The sequence below is a fragment of the Changpingibacter yushuensis genome, from assembly GCF_014041995.1.
Taxonomy (GTDB): domain Bacteria; phylum Actinomycetota; class Actinomycetes; order Actinomycetales; family Actinomycetaceae; genus Changpingibacter; species Changpingibacter yushuensis.
In genome coordinates this window covers 898,355-913,720 of sequence record NZ_CP059492.1, presented here as the reverse complement: position 1 = coordinate 913,720, position 15,366 = coordinate 898,355, and the positions used below count along the sequence as shown (strand labels likewise).

At 56.6% G+C, this 15,366-nt stretch carries 9 protein-coding genes and 1 other RNA gene; 1 reads left to right on the top strand and 9 read right to left on the bottom strand.

Features of this window, described 5'->3' with window-relative positions:
* Positions 1–7: 7 nt before the first annotated feature.
* The 7 genes from H2O17_RS03875 to prfB all read right to left on the bottom strand — a co-directional run bounded on the left by H2O17_RS03875 (position 8) and on the right by prfB (position 7,108).
* Positions 8–1,198: a tyrosine-type recombinase/integrase gene (locus H2O17_RS03875; protein WP_182050431.1), complete on the bottom strand. Its 1,191-nt coding sequence runs from the start codon at positions 1,196–1,198 to the stop codon at positions 8–10.
* A gap of 269 nt (positions 1,199–1,467) precedes the next feature.
* Positions 1,468–1,837, bottom strand: a transfer-messenger RNA (tmRNA) gene (gene ssrA, locus H2O17_RS03870).
* A gap of 272 nt (positions 1,838–2,109) precedes the next feature.
* Positions 2,110–2,646 carry an SsrA-binding protein SmpB gene (gene smpB / locus H2O17_RS03865; protein WP_182050430.1) on the bottom strand — a complete coding sequence of 179 codons (537 nt, stop codon included), beginning with the start codon at positions 2,644–2,646 and terminating at the stop codon, positions 2,110–2,112.
* Between the two features lie 192 nt (positions 2,647–2,838).
* On the bottom strand, positions 2,839–4,161 hold the full coding sequence (locus H2O17_RS03860) for a murein hydrolase activator EnvC family protein (RefSeq protein ID WP_246311323.1): 1,323 nt from the start codon (positions 4,159–4,161) through the stop codon (positions 2,839–2,841).
* 18 nt (positions 4,162–4,179) lie between these two features.
* Complete coding sequence (ftsX, locus tag H2O17_RS03855) at positions 4,180–5,094, bottom strand: permease-like cell division protein FtsX (RefSeq protein WP_182050429.1); 915 nt, start codon at positions 5,092–5,094, stop codon at positions 4,180–4,182.
* Complete coding sequence (gene ftsE / locus H2O17_RS03850) at positions 5,094–5,786, bottom strand: cell division ATP-binding protein FtsE (RefSeq protein WP_182050428.1); 693 nt, start codon at positions 5,784–5,786, stop codon at positions 5,094–5,096. The genes ftsX and ftsE overlap by 1 nt, the downstream gene beginning before the upstream one ends.
* 185 nt (positions 5,787–5,971) lie before the next feature.
* Complete coding sequence (prfB, locus tag H2O17_RS03845; RefSeq protein WP_182050427.1) at positions 5,972–7,108, bottom strand: peptide chain release factor 2; 1,137 nt, start codon at positions 7,106–7,108, stop codon at positions 5,972–5,974.
* Between the two features lie 168 nt (positions 7,109–7,276).
* Here prfB and H2O17_RS03840 point away from each other — a divergent pair, with 168 nt between their 5' ends.
* Entirely contained in the window at positions 7,277–8,233 is a 957-nt protein-coding gene (locus H2O17_RS03840) for a phosphotransferase (RefSeq protein ID WP_182050426.1), read from the top strand.
* A gap of 49 nt (positions 8,234–8,282) precedes the next feature.
* Here H2O17_RS03840 and H2O17_RS03835 read toward each other — a convergent pair whose 3' ends face one another.
* Positions 8,283–11,870, bottom strand: a complete 3,588-nt coding sequence (locus H2O17_RS03835; RefSeq protein WP_182050425.1) for an ATP-dependent helicase — start codon at positions 11,868–11,870, stop codon at positions 8,283–8,285.
* Positions 11,867–15,079 carry an ATP-dependent helicase gene (locus H2O17_RS03830; RefSeq protein ID WP_182050424.1) on the bottom strand — a complete coding sequence of 1,071 codons (3,213 nt, stop codon included), beginning with the start codon at positions 15,077–15,079 and terminating at the stop codon, positions 11,867–11,869. Before H2O17_RS03830 ends, H2O17_RS03835 begins: the two co-directional genes overlap by 4 nt.
* Positions 15,080–15,366 lie beyond the last annotated feature (287 nt).

Here is a 15,366-nt window from a genome sequence, read left to right as displayed (position 1 = left end):
TGGTGGGTCAGGATCGAGAGGCGTTGATGATCTCGTTCATTTGCCGTGTCAGCGCCTTGTCGCGTTCACGGGCCGTGTGCTGGTAACGCATAGCCACTTCGACAGACTTGTGACCACCTCTGTCCATGATCTCTTGGATTGTCGCGCCTGTTTGGGCGTATGTCGTCAACCCCGTGTGACGTAAGTCGTGGAACTTGAACCCTGGCAGAATCTTGTCTCGTCGCGTCCTCCACATCGAGTCGAGTCGCGAATGAGTCATCGGGTTTCGAGAGTCTCGAGGGCTGGGAAACATGGGGGATGTGGGAGTCTTGCCGACATGTGCTGTGAGATGCTCGGTGATCATGGGAACCATGAACTGAGGGATCGTTTCAACGCGTGCTGATCCGTCTTTCGGCTCGGTGTACGTGGACGGCTTGTGCTTGGAGTTCCATTGCCTCTGGATGCGCACACGTGGGTAGTCGCTGTCTAAGTCCACGAAGTCTTGACGTTGTAGTCCGAGGACTTCGCCCATTCTCATCGAGCACCATGCAGCAAAATACACGGTGAGAGCCATATCCTTCGGCATGGCTTTCGCGAGCGCGTCAACTTCTTGTGGCGTTGCCACGTGTTCCGTGCCGTTGTCCACCCGCACTGACTTGGAGGCTTCCGGCAGGACAACTTTGACCGGGCTGGTCGTGATGCCACCGATTCTCTTCTTCACTGCGAAGGTGAAGAGTCCTTTGAGGGCCGAGACGGCGTTGATCCAGAATCCGTTGCCTGATGCGGAAGGGTTGATGCGGGAGGGTGTTGAGCGCCATGACGCCACGAGGTCGTCGATGTCGTCTTCGCTGACTTCGCCCACCAGCTTGTCCCCGAGTGTCTTCTGGATGTGGGTGGTGTACAGCGAGGAGTAGGACGATATTGTCCCGACTGCGCGGTTGTTGGTTGTCAGGTGGTCGATCCAGCGAGAAAACAGTTGATCGACTGTCACGGCGTCGCGTGCTTCCTGAGCTTGGAGTTCTTTTCGTGCTTGTCTCTTGTGTGATGGTGGGACGAAGATTCCTCGTGCCTTTTCCGAGTTGGCAATCGCGAGCGCAGCTTTCGCATCGGTCAGCGTGGTATAGGTGCCGATATACCACTGCTTGCCGTCCGCGGTGATTCGTACTCGATACCCGTCCCTCCAGTGAGCGATTCCATGGGGAAGGCCTTGTTTCTTCATGACTGTCCTTCATTGGTGAGAATTAGGAACATGTGGAACATGCTCTTTCGTTGGTATGACGCCGAAAAGTGAAACTTAGCAGTCACAATTTAGGCACATGTGCGATCCGACCTTTTTCGATGTGCGCCGTGTTCCTATATTGTTCCTGATTTTTTGTCTATTTATGTCCATTTATGTCCACTTGTGTCCACTCGTGTCCAGGTGGGAACTGGCGGGATTCCGCCAGAAAACGAAGAAACCCCCGGAATCTCAACGATTCCGGGGGTTTCCCGTGGAGATGGGGAGAATTGAACTCCCGTCCGATGATGCATGTCCAAGTCTTCTCCGGGTGCAGACTGCTATTCGTTGTTTTTGGCCCCAGCGCTCACACAGACTTGTCGCTGACAGACTTAGCCGCTAAATGTCCCGAGCACGCTCGCGGCCGGCGTGCTCAGCAGTGGCTTTCTAAAACGACGCCAGAATCTGAGGCGAAAGCAGCCTCAGGCTGACGGATTTCAGAGCTCGCTCAGGCGGCGAGGGTGAAATCGGTGCGCTTTTCAGTGGCACCTATTGGTTTGCAAAGAATCGTTTACGAGATGACTTTGCTTCCTCGACCCGCTTCCCTTCGGCAAACAATCACCGTCGAAACCGATCATCCCCTATATTCAGTTGGTAATCCGGTGAACTCCGGAACATGCTCACAATGGAGCTTGTTGCACCTCTTCGAGGCTCACATATCATATAACATGAATGGCTCGATGACTATTCCCAGTTTGGCTCAGCAGCGCCAAGCGTCCGCATTGCCGCGCCGCCAGAATCCGCATCCCAAGCGTGAGCGATCCACAGGGCTAGCGCAAACGATCCACACGATTGGCACAGACGATCCGAGACCCAGACGGCGGCAACACGCCTGTCATTGAACCGCACAGTGACTAACCGCGGGCGCGCCGCCGCGCGCTTGCCATTGCGCGCTCGGCCTCGCGATCGGCCTCGCGCCGGCGAAGGGTTTCGCGCTTGTCCCACTCCTGCTTTCCTTGAGCCAGAGCGATTTCAACCTTAGCCCGGCCGCGCAGGAAGTACAGTTCGAGCGCCACGATGGTATAGCCCTTCGCGGAAACCTTGTTTGAAAGCTTGCTCAGTTCGTCGCGATGAAGAAGAAGCTTGCGCTTGCGAGTTGGAGCGTGGTTGGTCCACGTTCCCATGGCGTAGATCGGAATGTTCGCACCCTGAAGCCACGCTTCGCCATTGCGATCGATTTCAACCCACGAATCCACGAGGGAAGCACGACCCATTCTCAGCGCCTTCACTTCGGTACCAGTCAATGCCAGTCCCGCTTCAAAGGTGTCCTCAATTGAATAGTCGTGACGCGCCTTCTTATTGCGGGCGACGACATGCTTGGCATCCGAAGCTTCCTTAGCCTTCTCACCTTGGGAGAGTTTTGTGTTCTTCGCCACAGCGACCTCCTTCATATCGTGCTCACTTGGTCGGGCGCAGGCCTTTAAGCATACTCCAAACTGAGCGCGGCGCGCCTCACCTTGCAAACGCAGCCGCTCAAGAAAGCCAGCCCCCGCGCCCTCTTGACGGCACGCAAACGCAGTCAGTTTGGGGCAATGCGCCATTCAGTTCCGACAATGCGCGACTCAACTGGGGCAATGCGCCATTCAGTTGCGGCGAGTGAATCCCGGAAGCGACATCGGATCGATCACACTGCCGTTCTTCCAGACTTCCATGTGCACATGGCATCCTGTCACTTGTCCGGTCTGGCCAGTCCACCCAATAACGTCACCTTGTTTGACCTTCTGCCCCACCGATACGTTGAACGCCGAAAGGTGATTCGTTACTGCAACCCACGACGATCCGTTCACCACTCCAAGGTTGATGTAGATCTGATTACCGTGTGTGGAGTTCCCCGCCGCAGGAATCACTTTGGCGATCGTTCCATTTGCCGGAGCCACCTGAGCCTCCCCGCACGTCGAACGAAGGTCGACGCCGTTGTGCATCCAGTACCCTCCAAATGGATAGTCACGCATTCCAAAAGACGATGTCACATAGAGAGGTGCTGGCACCACAGGAATGATCCATGAACCAGATGAGTTTGATCCGGACGAACCATTGGAGTTGTTCGAAGAGTTGGCTGCAGCAGCGGCCGCGGCGGCCGCATTCTCTTTGTCAATCTGCGCAATCGCAGCCTCGGTCTCATCCAGCGAATCCTCTAGACCACTGATACTCGTCTGGAAATCGGACTTCTTGGACGCGAGCGTCTGTGATTGCGATTCGTAGCTCTCCTTGAGAGCAACCAAATCTGAGGCTTTCTGCTCCGCCGCTGACTCCTTGTCTGCCTTCTCGCTAACAAGTGCTTTCGCTTGATCCAAAAGGTCGCTGATCTGGGACTCCACATCCTTTTGGCGCGCCTGCCGAGTCAAATTCTGGGCAGAGGCCTGCTCGACCTCAGTCAGCGTTGCTGACTGAGACCGAGTGAGCGCCTCGGAGGCCGCATAGTAATTGAGAAAGTCATCAGTGGAATCCGATCCCATGAGTATGTCCATGGTCGATGGAACCGATTCCCCGCGATAGTGTGACCGCGCGATCTCACCAAGGTTGTTCCGGGTGGTCTCAAGCTCCTCTTGGCCCTGAACAATCGCATCCGAGATATCGGCAAGCTCCGCCTGAGCCGCATCCAATTGCGCCGCAACACTCTGCTGGTCACGTTCGGCTTCGGCAAGCTCAGACTGCGCCATCTTGAGCTCAGACTCCGCTATCGGTATCTGAGTCTTGGTCTCTTCAAGCTGTATATAGATCTCTTGGAGATCCGTGTCTACTCCCTCAAGCGAAGACTGAAGCGATTCGAGTTCTTCTTCTTGTTGCTGTTGCTGAGCTTGAAGGTCGCTTTTATCGTCCGCACTAGCAACGGTTGCCGTGGTCAATCCCCCAAGGAAGATCGCACAGACCCCCATCGCTGATGCAATCCGTTTGAATCTCACCATGCTCTGCAACCCTTCCCATCACACGCGAGCGTATCGCCGCAGGGTAATCCACGAAGCTAGGCCCGCCACAACTACCGAAGCAAGTACAAGCGCCGGACCCAGACGCAACACATCAGCTGTGTCAATGATCCTCATCCAAGACAACGCCTGGCCGAGCCAATCACTGATGAAGTATTTGACTGTTACCCACAGCCCCAACACGGCCAAGAGCGAACCGATCAACGCTGAAATGATGCCTTCTAAGATGAATGGCAACTCGATAAAGAAGTTTGATGCGCCAACGTAACGCATAATCTCAGTTTCGTTGCGCCGTGACATCGCAGATAGTCGAATGGTGGTTGGCATGAGCAGGAGTGCCGTGAGAATCATGACCGCTGCTAGAGCACCAGATAGCAACGTGAGCTTGTTGAGGATGTCAAAGAGTGGCTCCAACTGATCACGTTGGTCGTTGACTTCCTCCACGCCGTCGCGCCCAGTGAGAGCATCCGTCACAGTTTCGTACCGTTCAGGATCCACAAGTTTGATTCGGAACGATGCCTGCATCTGATCGGCCGTCACAGCATTCACCCATGCGGTATCAGACATAGTTGCTTTGAAGTTTTCGAGTGCCTCTTCCTTTGTCTCGAAATCTACCGATTCGATCAACGGCGCCATGTCGTCCGATGCGAGGTAGTCCGAAATCGCTGTGATCTGAGCGTCAGTGGCCTCACCTGATGCACACTGCGGGTTACTCGAGTTGGTCGGGCACATGTATACAGAAATCTCGACGTTTTGATACCACTCTGTACGCAGATTATTCACTTGTGTTTGCAGCAATGAACCTGCGCCCACGAAGAGTAGGGAAACGAAGGTCACTAGCGCAACAGACGCTGCCATCGCCTTGTTAGAAAAGAGCCCACGGAAAGTCTGGGAGAGAATAAAACGAAAACGCATCAGTGCTGGCCGCCTCCATAAACGCCGCGGGTTTGATCCCGAACCACAGCCCCATCTTTCAGTTCAATAACGCGCTTGCGCATCTGGTTCACAATCGACTGGTCGTGAGTCGCCATAACAACCGTGGTCTCAGTCCGGTTGATTCGATCGAGCAACCGCATGATCGAGAGGCCTGTGTCAAAGTCAAGGTTGCCGGTGGGCTCGTCCGCCAGAAGGATCTGAGGCCGGTTGACCATCGCGCGAGCAATAGCAACGCGCTGGCGTTCACCACCCGAAAGTTCGCTCATTTGGCGCTTCTCTTTGCCATCTAGCCCCACCATTGAAAGCGCCTCAGGCACGTCCGACTTGATGCGGTGGCGTGGCGCACCGATGACCTGGAGAGCCAGCGCAACATTGTCATATACATTCATGTTGTCTAGCAGCCGGAAGTCCTGAAAGACCGTTCCAATTTGCCGACGCATGATGGGGACCCGCCGCGCCGAGACAGTAGAGAGGTCCTTGCCGAGCACCTGGACGTGCCCTGACGTGGGCCGCTCCTCCGCAAGGATCAGAGAGAGCATCGTCGATTTCCCGGAGCCAGATGGACCCACAAGAAACACGAACTCACCCCGCTCAACTTCGAGGCTGACGCCATCGAGCGCAGGACGCGCACCCTTTTGATACAACTTCGTCACGTTGTCGAATGTGATCATCAATTCTCACCAAGTATGGACGGGCATGGTCATGGTGAGCATACGTGCCACACCTTGGGATCTAGACTTTGGCGCGCCGTGGCCTGCCCGCCGAAGTCTGGTGGCACAACGACGTCGTCGTCAAAGAGGCGTATTACTAGGCTCCGTGGGCCATGATAAGAGGGTGCGTGAAATGCACCACGGAATCAGGACTCCTTAGCGACCTTTTCGCCCGTTGCTCGCCAACGGATGCCTGCATCGATGAATCCATCGATCTCGCCGTCAAAGACGTGTTCGGGATTGCCTGCTTCAAATCCAGTACGCAGGTCCTTAACCATCTGATAGGGCTGCAACACGTATGAACGCATCTGATCGCCCCATGATGCCTTGATATCGCCAGCAAGTTCCTTCTTCTCCTTTGCTTCTTCTTCTTGTTTGAGAAGAAGCAAGCGTGACTGAAGAACTCGCATAGCTGAAGCTCGGTTTTGGATCTGCGACTTTTCATCCTGCATCGAGACCACAATTCCCGTTGGCAAGTGGGTGATGCGAACTGCGGAGTCGGTGGTGTTGACTGACTGGCCACCAGGCCCTGATGAGCGGAACACGTCGATTCGGATGTCACTCTCAGGGATCTCGATGTGGTCGGTCTGTTCGATGAGAGGAATGACTTCCACAGCAGCGAACGACGTTTGCCGCCGGCCCTGATTGTCGAATGGAGAGATTCGCACCAAACGGTGCGTTCCAGCCTCAACCGAAAGAGTGCCGTAGGCATACGGCGCTTCCACTTCAAACGTAGTGGACTTGATCCCTGCCTCTTCAGCATAGGAGGTGTCCATGATCCTCGTCGCGTATCCGCGCCGTTCCGCCCAGCGCACATACATACGTTGAAGCATCTGCGCGAAGTCAGCGGCGTCCACGCCGCCAGCACCGGATCGAATCGTAACAACCGCGGAACGTTCGTCGTACTTTCCAGACAGCAGCGTACGGATATGCAGTTCCTGCAGATCCTTAAGAACAAGCGCTAATTCCTTGTCCAGATCGGCGTACAGCTCTGCTGCCATCTCGGGATCTTCCGCGCCCTCCTCCGTAGCCATCTCAAGGAGAGCCTCGAGATCGTCAATGCGCGTGGACATCTTGGTGACCTTATCCAGCTCCGATTGAGCATGGGAAAGCTTGGAAGTGACTCCTTGCGCCTTCTCTGGATCGTCCCACAGATCTGGCGCGGCCGATTCCTCCGTCAGCTGCGCAATACGGCTGCGGAGTTCCTCCGGATTGGTGACTTGCTCAATCTGCTCAAAGGACTTGCGAAGTGAATCGATTTCGATCTGGTAATCAGTGGCCACGGGTGCAAGGCTACCGTATCGGCTGAACCGGCAGATGCTGGGCGGAGATCTTGTAGGCGTTGTCATAACAAGCGGTCTGCCAAAACAACTTTGTGAGACGTCGGGATTACTGAGCCCTTCAGAGCGTGTGGGCGTGCGTAGTTGCCGCCCGCACAGTAGGTTGGCAGTGTGAAGACGTCTCCTCTCTATCTAGCAGCCCTAGCCGTAAGTGCGATTGAGGGTCTAGAAATCGTTGGAACCCGGCCTCCCTATATTGAGACATCTGACTTTGTCACTGGCGTAGTTGTCGATTCGCGGGGCCGGCGTTGGGTTGTCAAGGCTCCGCTCAATGATGCGGCTGCGACAATGCTTGAGGCGGAGGCTGCCCTAGCCCCAAGCCTCTTGGACCATTTGCGACGCGGGGATCTTCCCTTCGATATCATTCGGCCCTCTGGCTTTGCCGATGTGCAAGGAGGCGGCCGCGCAGTGGTCTATCGCGAGCCTTTTGGTGAGGCTATCCCGTTCGAAAATCTCACTGACGCCGAAGCCCGCGAACTAGGCCGCGCCATTGCTTCCATCCATGTTCTGCCTGAATCGGCCATCAGCGCCTCCGGCCTGCCCGTCTACACGGCCGACGAGTGCCGCCAGCGTTTGCTGGCCGAACTCCACGATGCCGATCAGGTCTCCCCTGTACCTGCCATCCTTCGGCGCCGTTGGGAGAATGCGCTGGAGGATACATCCCTATGGCAGTTCGATCCGGTTCCGCTGCATGGGGATGTGGCTAGCGAGAACTTCTTTTGGTCTCGCGGCGAGATCGCGACGGTTCTAGGGTTCGGAGAATCACACGTTGGCGATCCGGCAACCGACCTAGCACCACTGATTGGGATGGGCGACGAATTCTTCGAGGCGGTACGTGAGTCGTACCAGAACACCCGTCACGTTGAGTTCGACGACGCCGCCTACTCGCGCGCTGTGCTCGCATCCGAGTTGGCGGTAGTCCGGTGGCTGATGTATGGGCATCGGTTGAACGATACTGAGATCGTGCGCGATGCCCAGGCCATGCTTTCCGAGCTCGCAACGGACGTTGAGAATGAAGGATCTCTGGGTTCCGGGCCGTCATGGCATGTGGATCCTGCCGGGCAATAGACCCGCATCCCCTAGGGGCGAACCCAAGAAACCCGCAGGTGCCCGCGCCTCACTCCACTTCTGCCGGCAGCCTTCCTTCCTGCAGCGCTGCTTGGATTCGCTGGCCGATTTCTAGTTCCGAGAGCCTGCCCGCTGCTAGCTCTTGGCGGGATTCGTCCTCACGGAGGTAGACAAAGCGAGCATCGATCGCGTCCAACGGACTCCCACTGTTGCGAGACCATGCCAACCGGTAGAGGGCAAGTTGCAGTTCACGGGATGGAATACTCGACGTGCTTGGCCTGCGCCCAGACTTCCAATCGACGATCGTGACATCAGCAAGATCTGGATCGCTCGAGGTGTCCAGCACCGCGTCGATAGTGCATCGAACGATCTTGCCTTCCACTACGATCTCCAGCGACTGTTCCACTGCGATCGGCGGGAACTTGGACCACCGCGAGCGCTCGAATGCATCGAAGAGGTTGCGTTCCTCAGCAGGGATCTGCCGTTCTTCCTCGAAATCGTCCCCATCCTGACCTATCAGTGAATCCACATCAATAGTGAGTGCTTCGCCGAAGTAATGCGCGATTCGTGCATGCACTTCAGTGCCGGTACGGGCGGCACGGCTCGGCCGGTTTGGCACCGGCCTGCGTTGGTCAAGAATGAAGCGATGCGGATCATCTGCCAGATGGACCACGTCCGTTGCCGTGTAGTAGGGCCTTTCCAACTCAAGCCCGCGGCTTCGCGCCAAATATGCTTCGGCAGCCAGAACCTCGGCTTGTTCTACCCAACTCGCGAAGTCGAAACCGTTGGTCTTTAGCGTGCCATCACCCAGAGATCGCTGCACGTCCCGAGGCCACTGCTTCAACTCGGTATCCGTGAAGTCTGGAACGGGTTCCAGATCGTCTTCAGAGACGTCGGACAAACCAAGCGCCTGAGATACTTCTGCAACGGATGCTGATTCGGGAGCTTGAACTACCAGTTCCGGCGGCCAATCCTCACCCGCGAGACTCGAGACTGGCGTGACGTGCGCACCTGCGCGGATATCGGCCAGAAACTGGGACCTGATGCAAACACCTGCCCCCGGAACATCCTTCTTTCTGCTGGTCTTCGCTTCTGCCTCCCGGCACGCATACCCGGCGAGGAGCAGTTCACGCTGTGGTCTGGTGAAGGCCACATAGGCGAGCCTGCGCGCTTCCATGCTCTCGTGCCGTGTAAGGCCAAGAACCTTGAAGTCTGAGTAGGCCTCACCCGCTTCGAACTTGTCCGCGCATTCGGACACTTCAAACGTGGGTAGGTGGCGGTAATCTGCGCGCAGCGGATAAGGGAAGATGGCCTTGTTCTGCGGCCATGCCTTGACCCCGCCAGTGATCGTTGAGAACTGACTATCCACCATTTCAGGAACCACGACGAGGTCACGCCATTCAAGGCCCTTTGCCGCATGAATAGTCATGATCTGCACGGTGCCCGCATGGACCTCAACATCTTCGCTCTCCCCCACGTAATCCTCACCCGAGGCTTCTTCACCTCCGTGCTCGCGAGCTTCAACCGCCTCCAGCCACGCCACGAAGTCTTCAAGTGAGCAGCCAGGATGGTCATTCGCATAAGCGCCACTAAGTGAGATGAATGAGTCAATAGACGTCCGGACTCTCTGAGAACCAGACAAGCGGCTCGCCGCCGCTAGGTCTAGGCCGAGCAACTGGGATGTCAGAGAAACCAAGTCCGGCAATGGCATATGCACAGACCCTCGCAAGCGTTCCAAGAGCGCCGCGATCTTGCTGAGCCGCTGATACGCCTCCGGTGAGAATCGTGATCCATGGCGGTCCGTCCAATCTGCCTTCGGCAGATCCGCCACAGCCTCAATCAAGCTGCGTTCCTCGCGAGCGTTGAGTGCCCTGTCTTGAGAATCCTGTGAGGCTACCCGTGCTTGATAGGCCGCCAACTGAGTTGACCACGAGTGCAGGACACGTAGATCACCTGTACCAATATTGAAAAGCGTGATCAGCCGGAGCAGCAAATCATTTCGTGAGGGCTTTGCGAGAACTCCCAGAGCTGCCCGTATGGTCAAAATCTCCGGCCGCATAACGAGGCTTTCGCCACCAACAACCTCATACGGAATTCCAACTTCTAGTAACGCCTCTGCCATGAGATCGATGTACGAACGCTTTCTGCACAGCACAGCGATCTCGGCTTCCCTTGGCTGGCCGCTCGCGATGCTCGCAGTACGGACCTCATTGATGACGTCTCGAATGCGCCATGCGATTGCCCGGTAGGAATCGGAACGTAACCACGGTCGTACCTCCACAACGCGCCCTGGGCCAGCTCCGGTACGCGGCTGCAACGTGCCAACTGCCCCCATACCATCACCGCCGTGACTTTCATCTGTTGGACCTTGCAGATGTGCAGCCGGCGCGCCGAGGCGATCGTGAGTCACTGCTTCAGAGTTGAGGCTCGCAGCTTCTTCGGCCTGCGATTCCTCTTGAGTGGAGAAACGATTGAGGCTGCGTGCCACGGCGTTCGCTGCATCAAGAATTCGGATGTCATTACGGAAGGATGTGGATAATGTCAGTCGCTCTGGAGCCTCCATGCGTGCGCCGAACTGATCCACGAAGTCCTCCAATGCGTTAGCACTGGCACCTCTCCACCCGTAGATAGCCTGATTGGGGTCTCCCACTGCGCAGATCGATCGGCGGGAGGCCAGATTCCCAGCCTCAATTTGGGCAGGAGCCAACGCGTTGACCAAGAATCGCGCTTGATTGACGGACGTATCTTGGTATTCGTCCAGAAGAACCAGCCGATACCTTTCAGCGATGTCGGCGCCGAGTTGGGGATACTGCGCGAGCACTGATGACGCCGTGGTGACTTGGTCTGCAAACTCGGTCAAGCCAAGTTCAACCTTGCGATCAAAGTAGCGTTCGACCACTTGGAGTAGATTCCTTCGAAACTCTAGTGCCGATACTCCCTCATTCTTCAGGTTTGTCCAAGCTTTGCTCGCTGCGTTGTGGCCTCTGGCAAACTTCTGAACATCATCCCTGTACCGTATGATCGCGGAAAGCTCACGATCGAAGAAGGCACTGGCATCGGAAAGCGAGACTTGGTTGTCAATCAGCCCCGAGGCGAGGGTCAAACAGGCCTCCGTGACAGTTGCCAGAGAATAATCACCAAAGGGATGATCTTCGCCCGCTGGCCACTGGTCCACGATCGATGCCATAACTTGGTACCGTTCCGCTTCAGTCATGAGGCGAGCGCCCGGATCCCCTCCCACAAGCAGTCCGTAGCTTGTTGAGATCTCCGATGCGAATGAGTTGTACGTGGAGATGTTGGGCCGCATGAGCGAGTCCCGCAGTTGAGATGTTTGATCTCCATGTGGTGGCGTCACGATGCCCGCTGATCGCATCAAACCCAATGCGCGATCGACTCTTTCTGCCAGTTCCCCAGCTGCCTTGCGCGTGAAAGTTAGACCAAGTACTTGATCTGGACGCACTACACCTGTGGCGATCTGGTAGGCAATCCTGTTGGTCATCGTCGCAGTCTTGCCTGAGCCTGCTCCTGCCACCACCAAGATAGTAGGCGAAGAGCTAACAATCACTCTTTCCTGTTCCTTTGTTGGCAGGAATCCGGATCCCAGAACCTGCATAATCTGGCTGTACGTGGCAGTCATGAGAACATCCTTCCTGCGGACATCGCCGGGCAGACGATCGCAAACTGACAATTCCGGCAGATTCCCTCATCGGGTTGCGCAGGTAGCTGGTCCCTTCGTAGAAGGTCAGCAGCGCTACGAATCCTGCGAACGGCACGCTGCGAGGAATCCGCATCAAGCGGTGCCTGCTCCCTCAGGGTCGGATAGCCTTTGGCATCTCGGACGGCAACATACACAAGTTCGGCGCCTTGCGAAGGCGAATCAGGAGCGACTTGGCGCAACGCCCATTGATAGAGCTGCAACTGGATGTGATCGGGAGCTTTCTGCCTATTGACAAGTACCTTGGATGTTTTGAAGTCCGCCACCCGAAGCCCATCGGAAGTGGATGAGACGCGATCGAGTGAGGCGTTGAGAAACGTGTGTGGATCAACCTCCGCCCGTACTCGTTTCTCAACTTCGACATCCTCCGGATGGCTGGCAGCATAGGCTGCCAAAGCCTCAACCATTCGCAGGCCGTTCTGATACGCCTCAGCTGCAAGTTCGGAATCCTCAGGTGCGAGAGGCTGGCTGGCCCGCCATCGTCTATCGAATGAAGCCTTCATAAGGGCCTCCGGTCCATGTGGAAACTCTTCTGCCACTGCGTGGATGAGCGTGCCGATGGAAGCGGCTTGCCGTTGGTCGGAACGTTCGGCACCCAGCATTCCTAGCGTGCCGCGAAGTGGGCATTGGAGGAGACCCTCAACTCTGGATGGCGATACCTCAACGACTCTTTGGCTGGATTCCTGCACGCTCGGTGGCAGGGCGTCAATCCAGTTCGAAGGCTCGCATTCATCGAATCCAGCTTCATGCAAGACTGACCACACATGATTGGCAGCGTCCCGCTGGTCACCTTCCAACTCTCCATATGCCGCAGCTCTGCGAATCTGGCCGATCAAGCTTGTAGCGTCAAGATCTGGCTTCAGCGGACCCGCTGAAGCCAGGATTGGCGCAGTAGCGCTCATAGCATCACTACCGCCTTCAGATGCGATGGAATGCTCATTACCTTCCTCACGGAAACCCATGGCTTGGAAGAACCGCGAAGGAGTGTTGCCCTCCGAGTCCACGCATGTCACGAGCAGACTCTTCCGGGCGCGCGTGATCGCGTGGTGAAGCTGGCGCAGTTCATCATCCAGCACATCTTCGAATGCTTCACTGCGCTCATCCGCTGGACTGATTCCGCTGACCTCACGGCTAGTGGCTATCTGAGCCAGACGTGTGGTGTGTGTGTAGGAGTCCCGCAGCCTAAGGTTTGGCCAAGAACCATCCTGCAATCCCGCTACCACGACGTAGTCCCATTCTCTGCCTTGGGAGGCGGCTGGCGTAGTCAGGCTGATGGCATCAGTGAGGGCGCCAGCACGTGCAATTGAATCTTCGGGGAGGTCCTGTGCTGCGATCTCACGGAGGAACACATCAATTGTGACCTCTGGATCACGATCAGCCATTCGCTGGACAGCACGAAACAACTGGATGACGGAATCCAACGAATCATCTGCGGCATCGCCAGCGACGCCACCCTTGATAGCGGCTTCGCGCCACACCTCTGCCCGGCCACAGGCTTCCCATGCAGCCCACAGAACCTGTTCTGCTTGGCGGGCAGTTCGCGAGGCCACATCGCGAACTCGTTGGATGATGGAGGCAGCGCGAACGAGTTCAGGAACTCCACTTGGCACCAGCTGTTCAAGAGCATCCGGGCCCGTCAATATGAGTTCGAGCAACTGCTCCTCGTGCCGTTCACCCCCGTTGGCCAACTCGAAAGCTCGCAGGATTCGACCATGTCTTATCAGCGAAAGCGCGTCAATCCCGATGATGGGAGAACGAAGCACGGCGGCGAGCGAAGGTATCCCATCGGCACCCGGTATTCCTAGAGCAAGTTCAACCGTCTCAAGAAGCGCCTTGACAGCTGGCCGGTCACGCAATGGCACATCTGAGCCAACTTGCTCAACGGGAACCAACCTGCGCACCAGCGAGGACCGGAGGGCAGCGTGTTCAGAACGTGACCTCGTAATGACAGCGATCTGGGAGTACGGAACGGACCTCGTCACATGAAGCTCACGCACCGTTCGGGCAATGCCAGCAGCTTGTTCCTCAGAATGAACATAACGTTGACCCCGTACGCTGGACTCCATGCTACCTTCAGGCATTCGGTGTAGCGCCACCGCACCACCCACCCTAATGTGCTCCACTAGCGTGTCAGCTGTGCGGGCCAGAACACCGCCGAACCTGTGACGGTGTTGAAGGTAGACGGGAACGCAGGCAAGGCCCTCTGGTTCAGGCCGCTGCACATCGCCCGGTAACGAGGCTATTCCGCCACGAAAGCCCTGCACTGCGCTATCGGGATCTCCCGCCACAACGATGGACGCTCCGGTTGCAGCCAACTCACGGAGCAGCGCAATTATCGAGTGCGGCGCATTCTGGACATCGTCGACAATCACCCAATCCCACTGCGGGCGAGGGATGGACGTTGGGTTGGGTTGTGACGAGGATACGAAATCTTCCCACCCAGCCAGCATCGAAGCTGCGGCGGTGATGAGCTGGGCGTGATCTAGGCGATCTGGAGCCTGCGCCGAACCTGCAAAGGCATCTTGTGCTTCGGTCAACTCCTCGTAAACTCGAAGAATTTGGCCGCCGGCAACCCACATCGGTTCATTCTTACCGCGTCCGAGCGCCTCAAGCTGTTCCGGAGAATAACCGAGTTCTTGCGCCCTAGTGAGAAGATCACGGATCTGCGCCCGGAATGCAGGCATCAGGCGAACGTCTTCCGTGACGTAGGTGGGAAAGTCAAAACCAGCATCCACATCTGAAAGGATGGCGGCAACCAAGGAATCTTCATCCGGGCCAGCGATGAGTTCCGGATTCTTTCTTCCAACCGCCTGCGCATATGACTGAGCAACAGTAAAGGCAAACGCTGTGAGGGTCTGGACGCTCACGCCGGTAGGAATGCCTCCTAGCATGCGCGAAATCAAACCGCGAAGTTCAGAAGCTGCACGCCGATCCTGGGTAATGACAGCAATACGAGGTGGGTGTGTTCCGCCAGAGCGGACCTCCCGCAAGACGAGCTCAGCCAGCACTGTTGTTTTCCCAGTGCCAGGAGCACCGAGCACACTTACCCGAGTTCCCCCAGCGCATGCCTCCAACGCCCGAACCTGAGACGAATCAAGGGTCAGTATTGAATCCACACTGTCCGAACTCATGAGAAGCCCTCCTGGAAATGCTCTAGCCTGCGAAAGGTGTTTGTGGGGTCCTGACTTGGCGTCGGGCGCGGGAAAACGATCCATCGACGGTGGCCGCATACCCGCAAACCCATCGTCTCTGACTTTATCGTGCCAGCCCGACAACAAACGCTTGCCAGCCCGACAACAAACGCGAGCCGGTCCGACAAAAAACGCGAGCTGCTCGGGAATAGACGAGAATCTCCCACAAACATTTCAGCGCTTTGGCTATCAACGAAAACGCCTACTCTTAAGGTTCCCATAGTGCG

Coding starts and splice junctions, on each gene's coding strand:
- H2O17_RS03860 (WP_246311323.1), bottom strand. CDS start 4,161: ATGGTGAGATTCAAACGGATTGCATCAGCGATGGGGGTCTGTGCGATC.
- H2O17_RS03875 (WP_182050431.1), bottom strand. CDS start 1,198: ATGAAGAAACAAGGCCTTCCCCATGGAATCGCTCACTGGAGGGACGGG.
- H2O17_RS03835 (WP_182050425.1), bottom strand. CDS start 11,870: ATGACTGCCACGTACAGCCAGATTATGCAGGTTCTGGGATCCGGATTC.
- ftsE (WP_182050428.1), bottom strand. CDS start 5,786: ATGATCACATTCGACAACGTGACGAAGTTGTATCAAAAGGGTGCGCGT.
- smpB (WP_182050430.1), bottom strand. CDS start 2,646: ATGAAGGAGGTCGCTGTGGCGAAGAACACAAAACTCTCCCAAGGTGAG.
- ftsX (WP_182050429.1), bottom strand. CDS start 5,094: ATGCGTTTTCGTTTTATTCTCTCCCAGACTTTCCGTGGGCTCTTTTCT.
- H2O17_RS03830 (WP_182050424.1), bottom strand. CDS start 15,079: ATGAGTTCGGACAGTGTGGATTCAATACTGACCCTTGATTCGTCTCAG.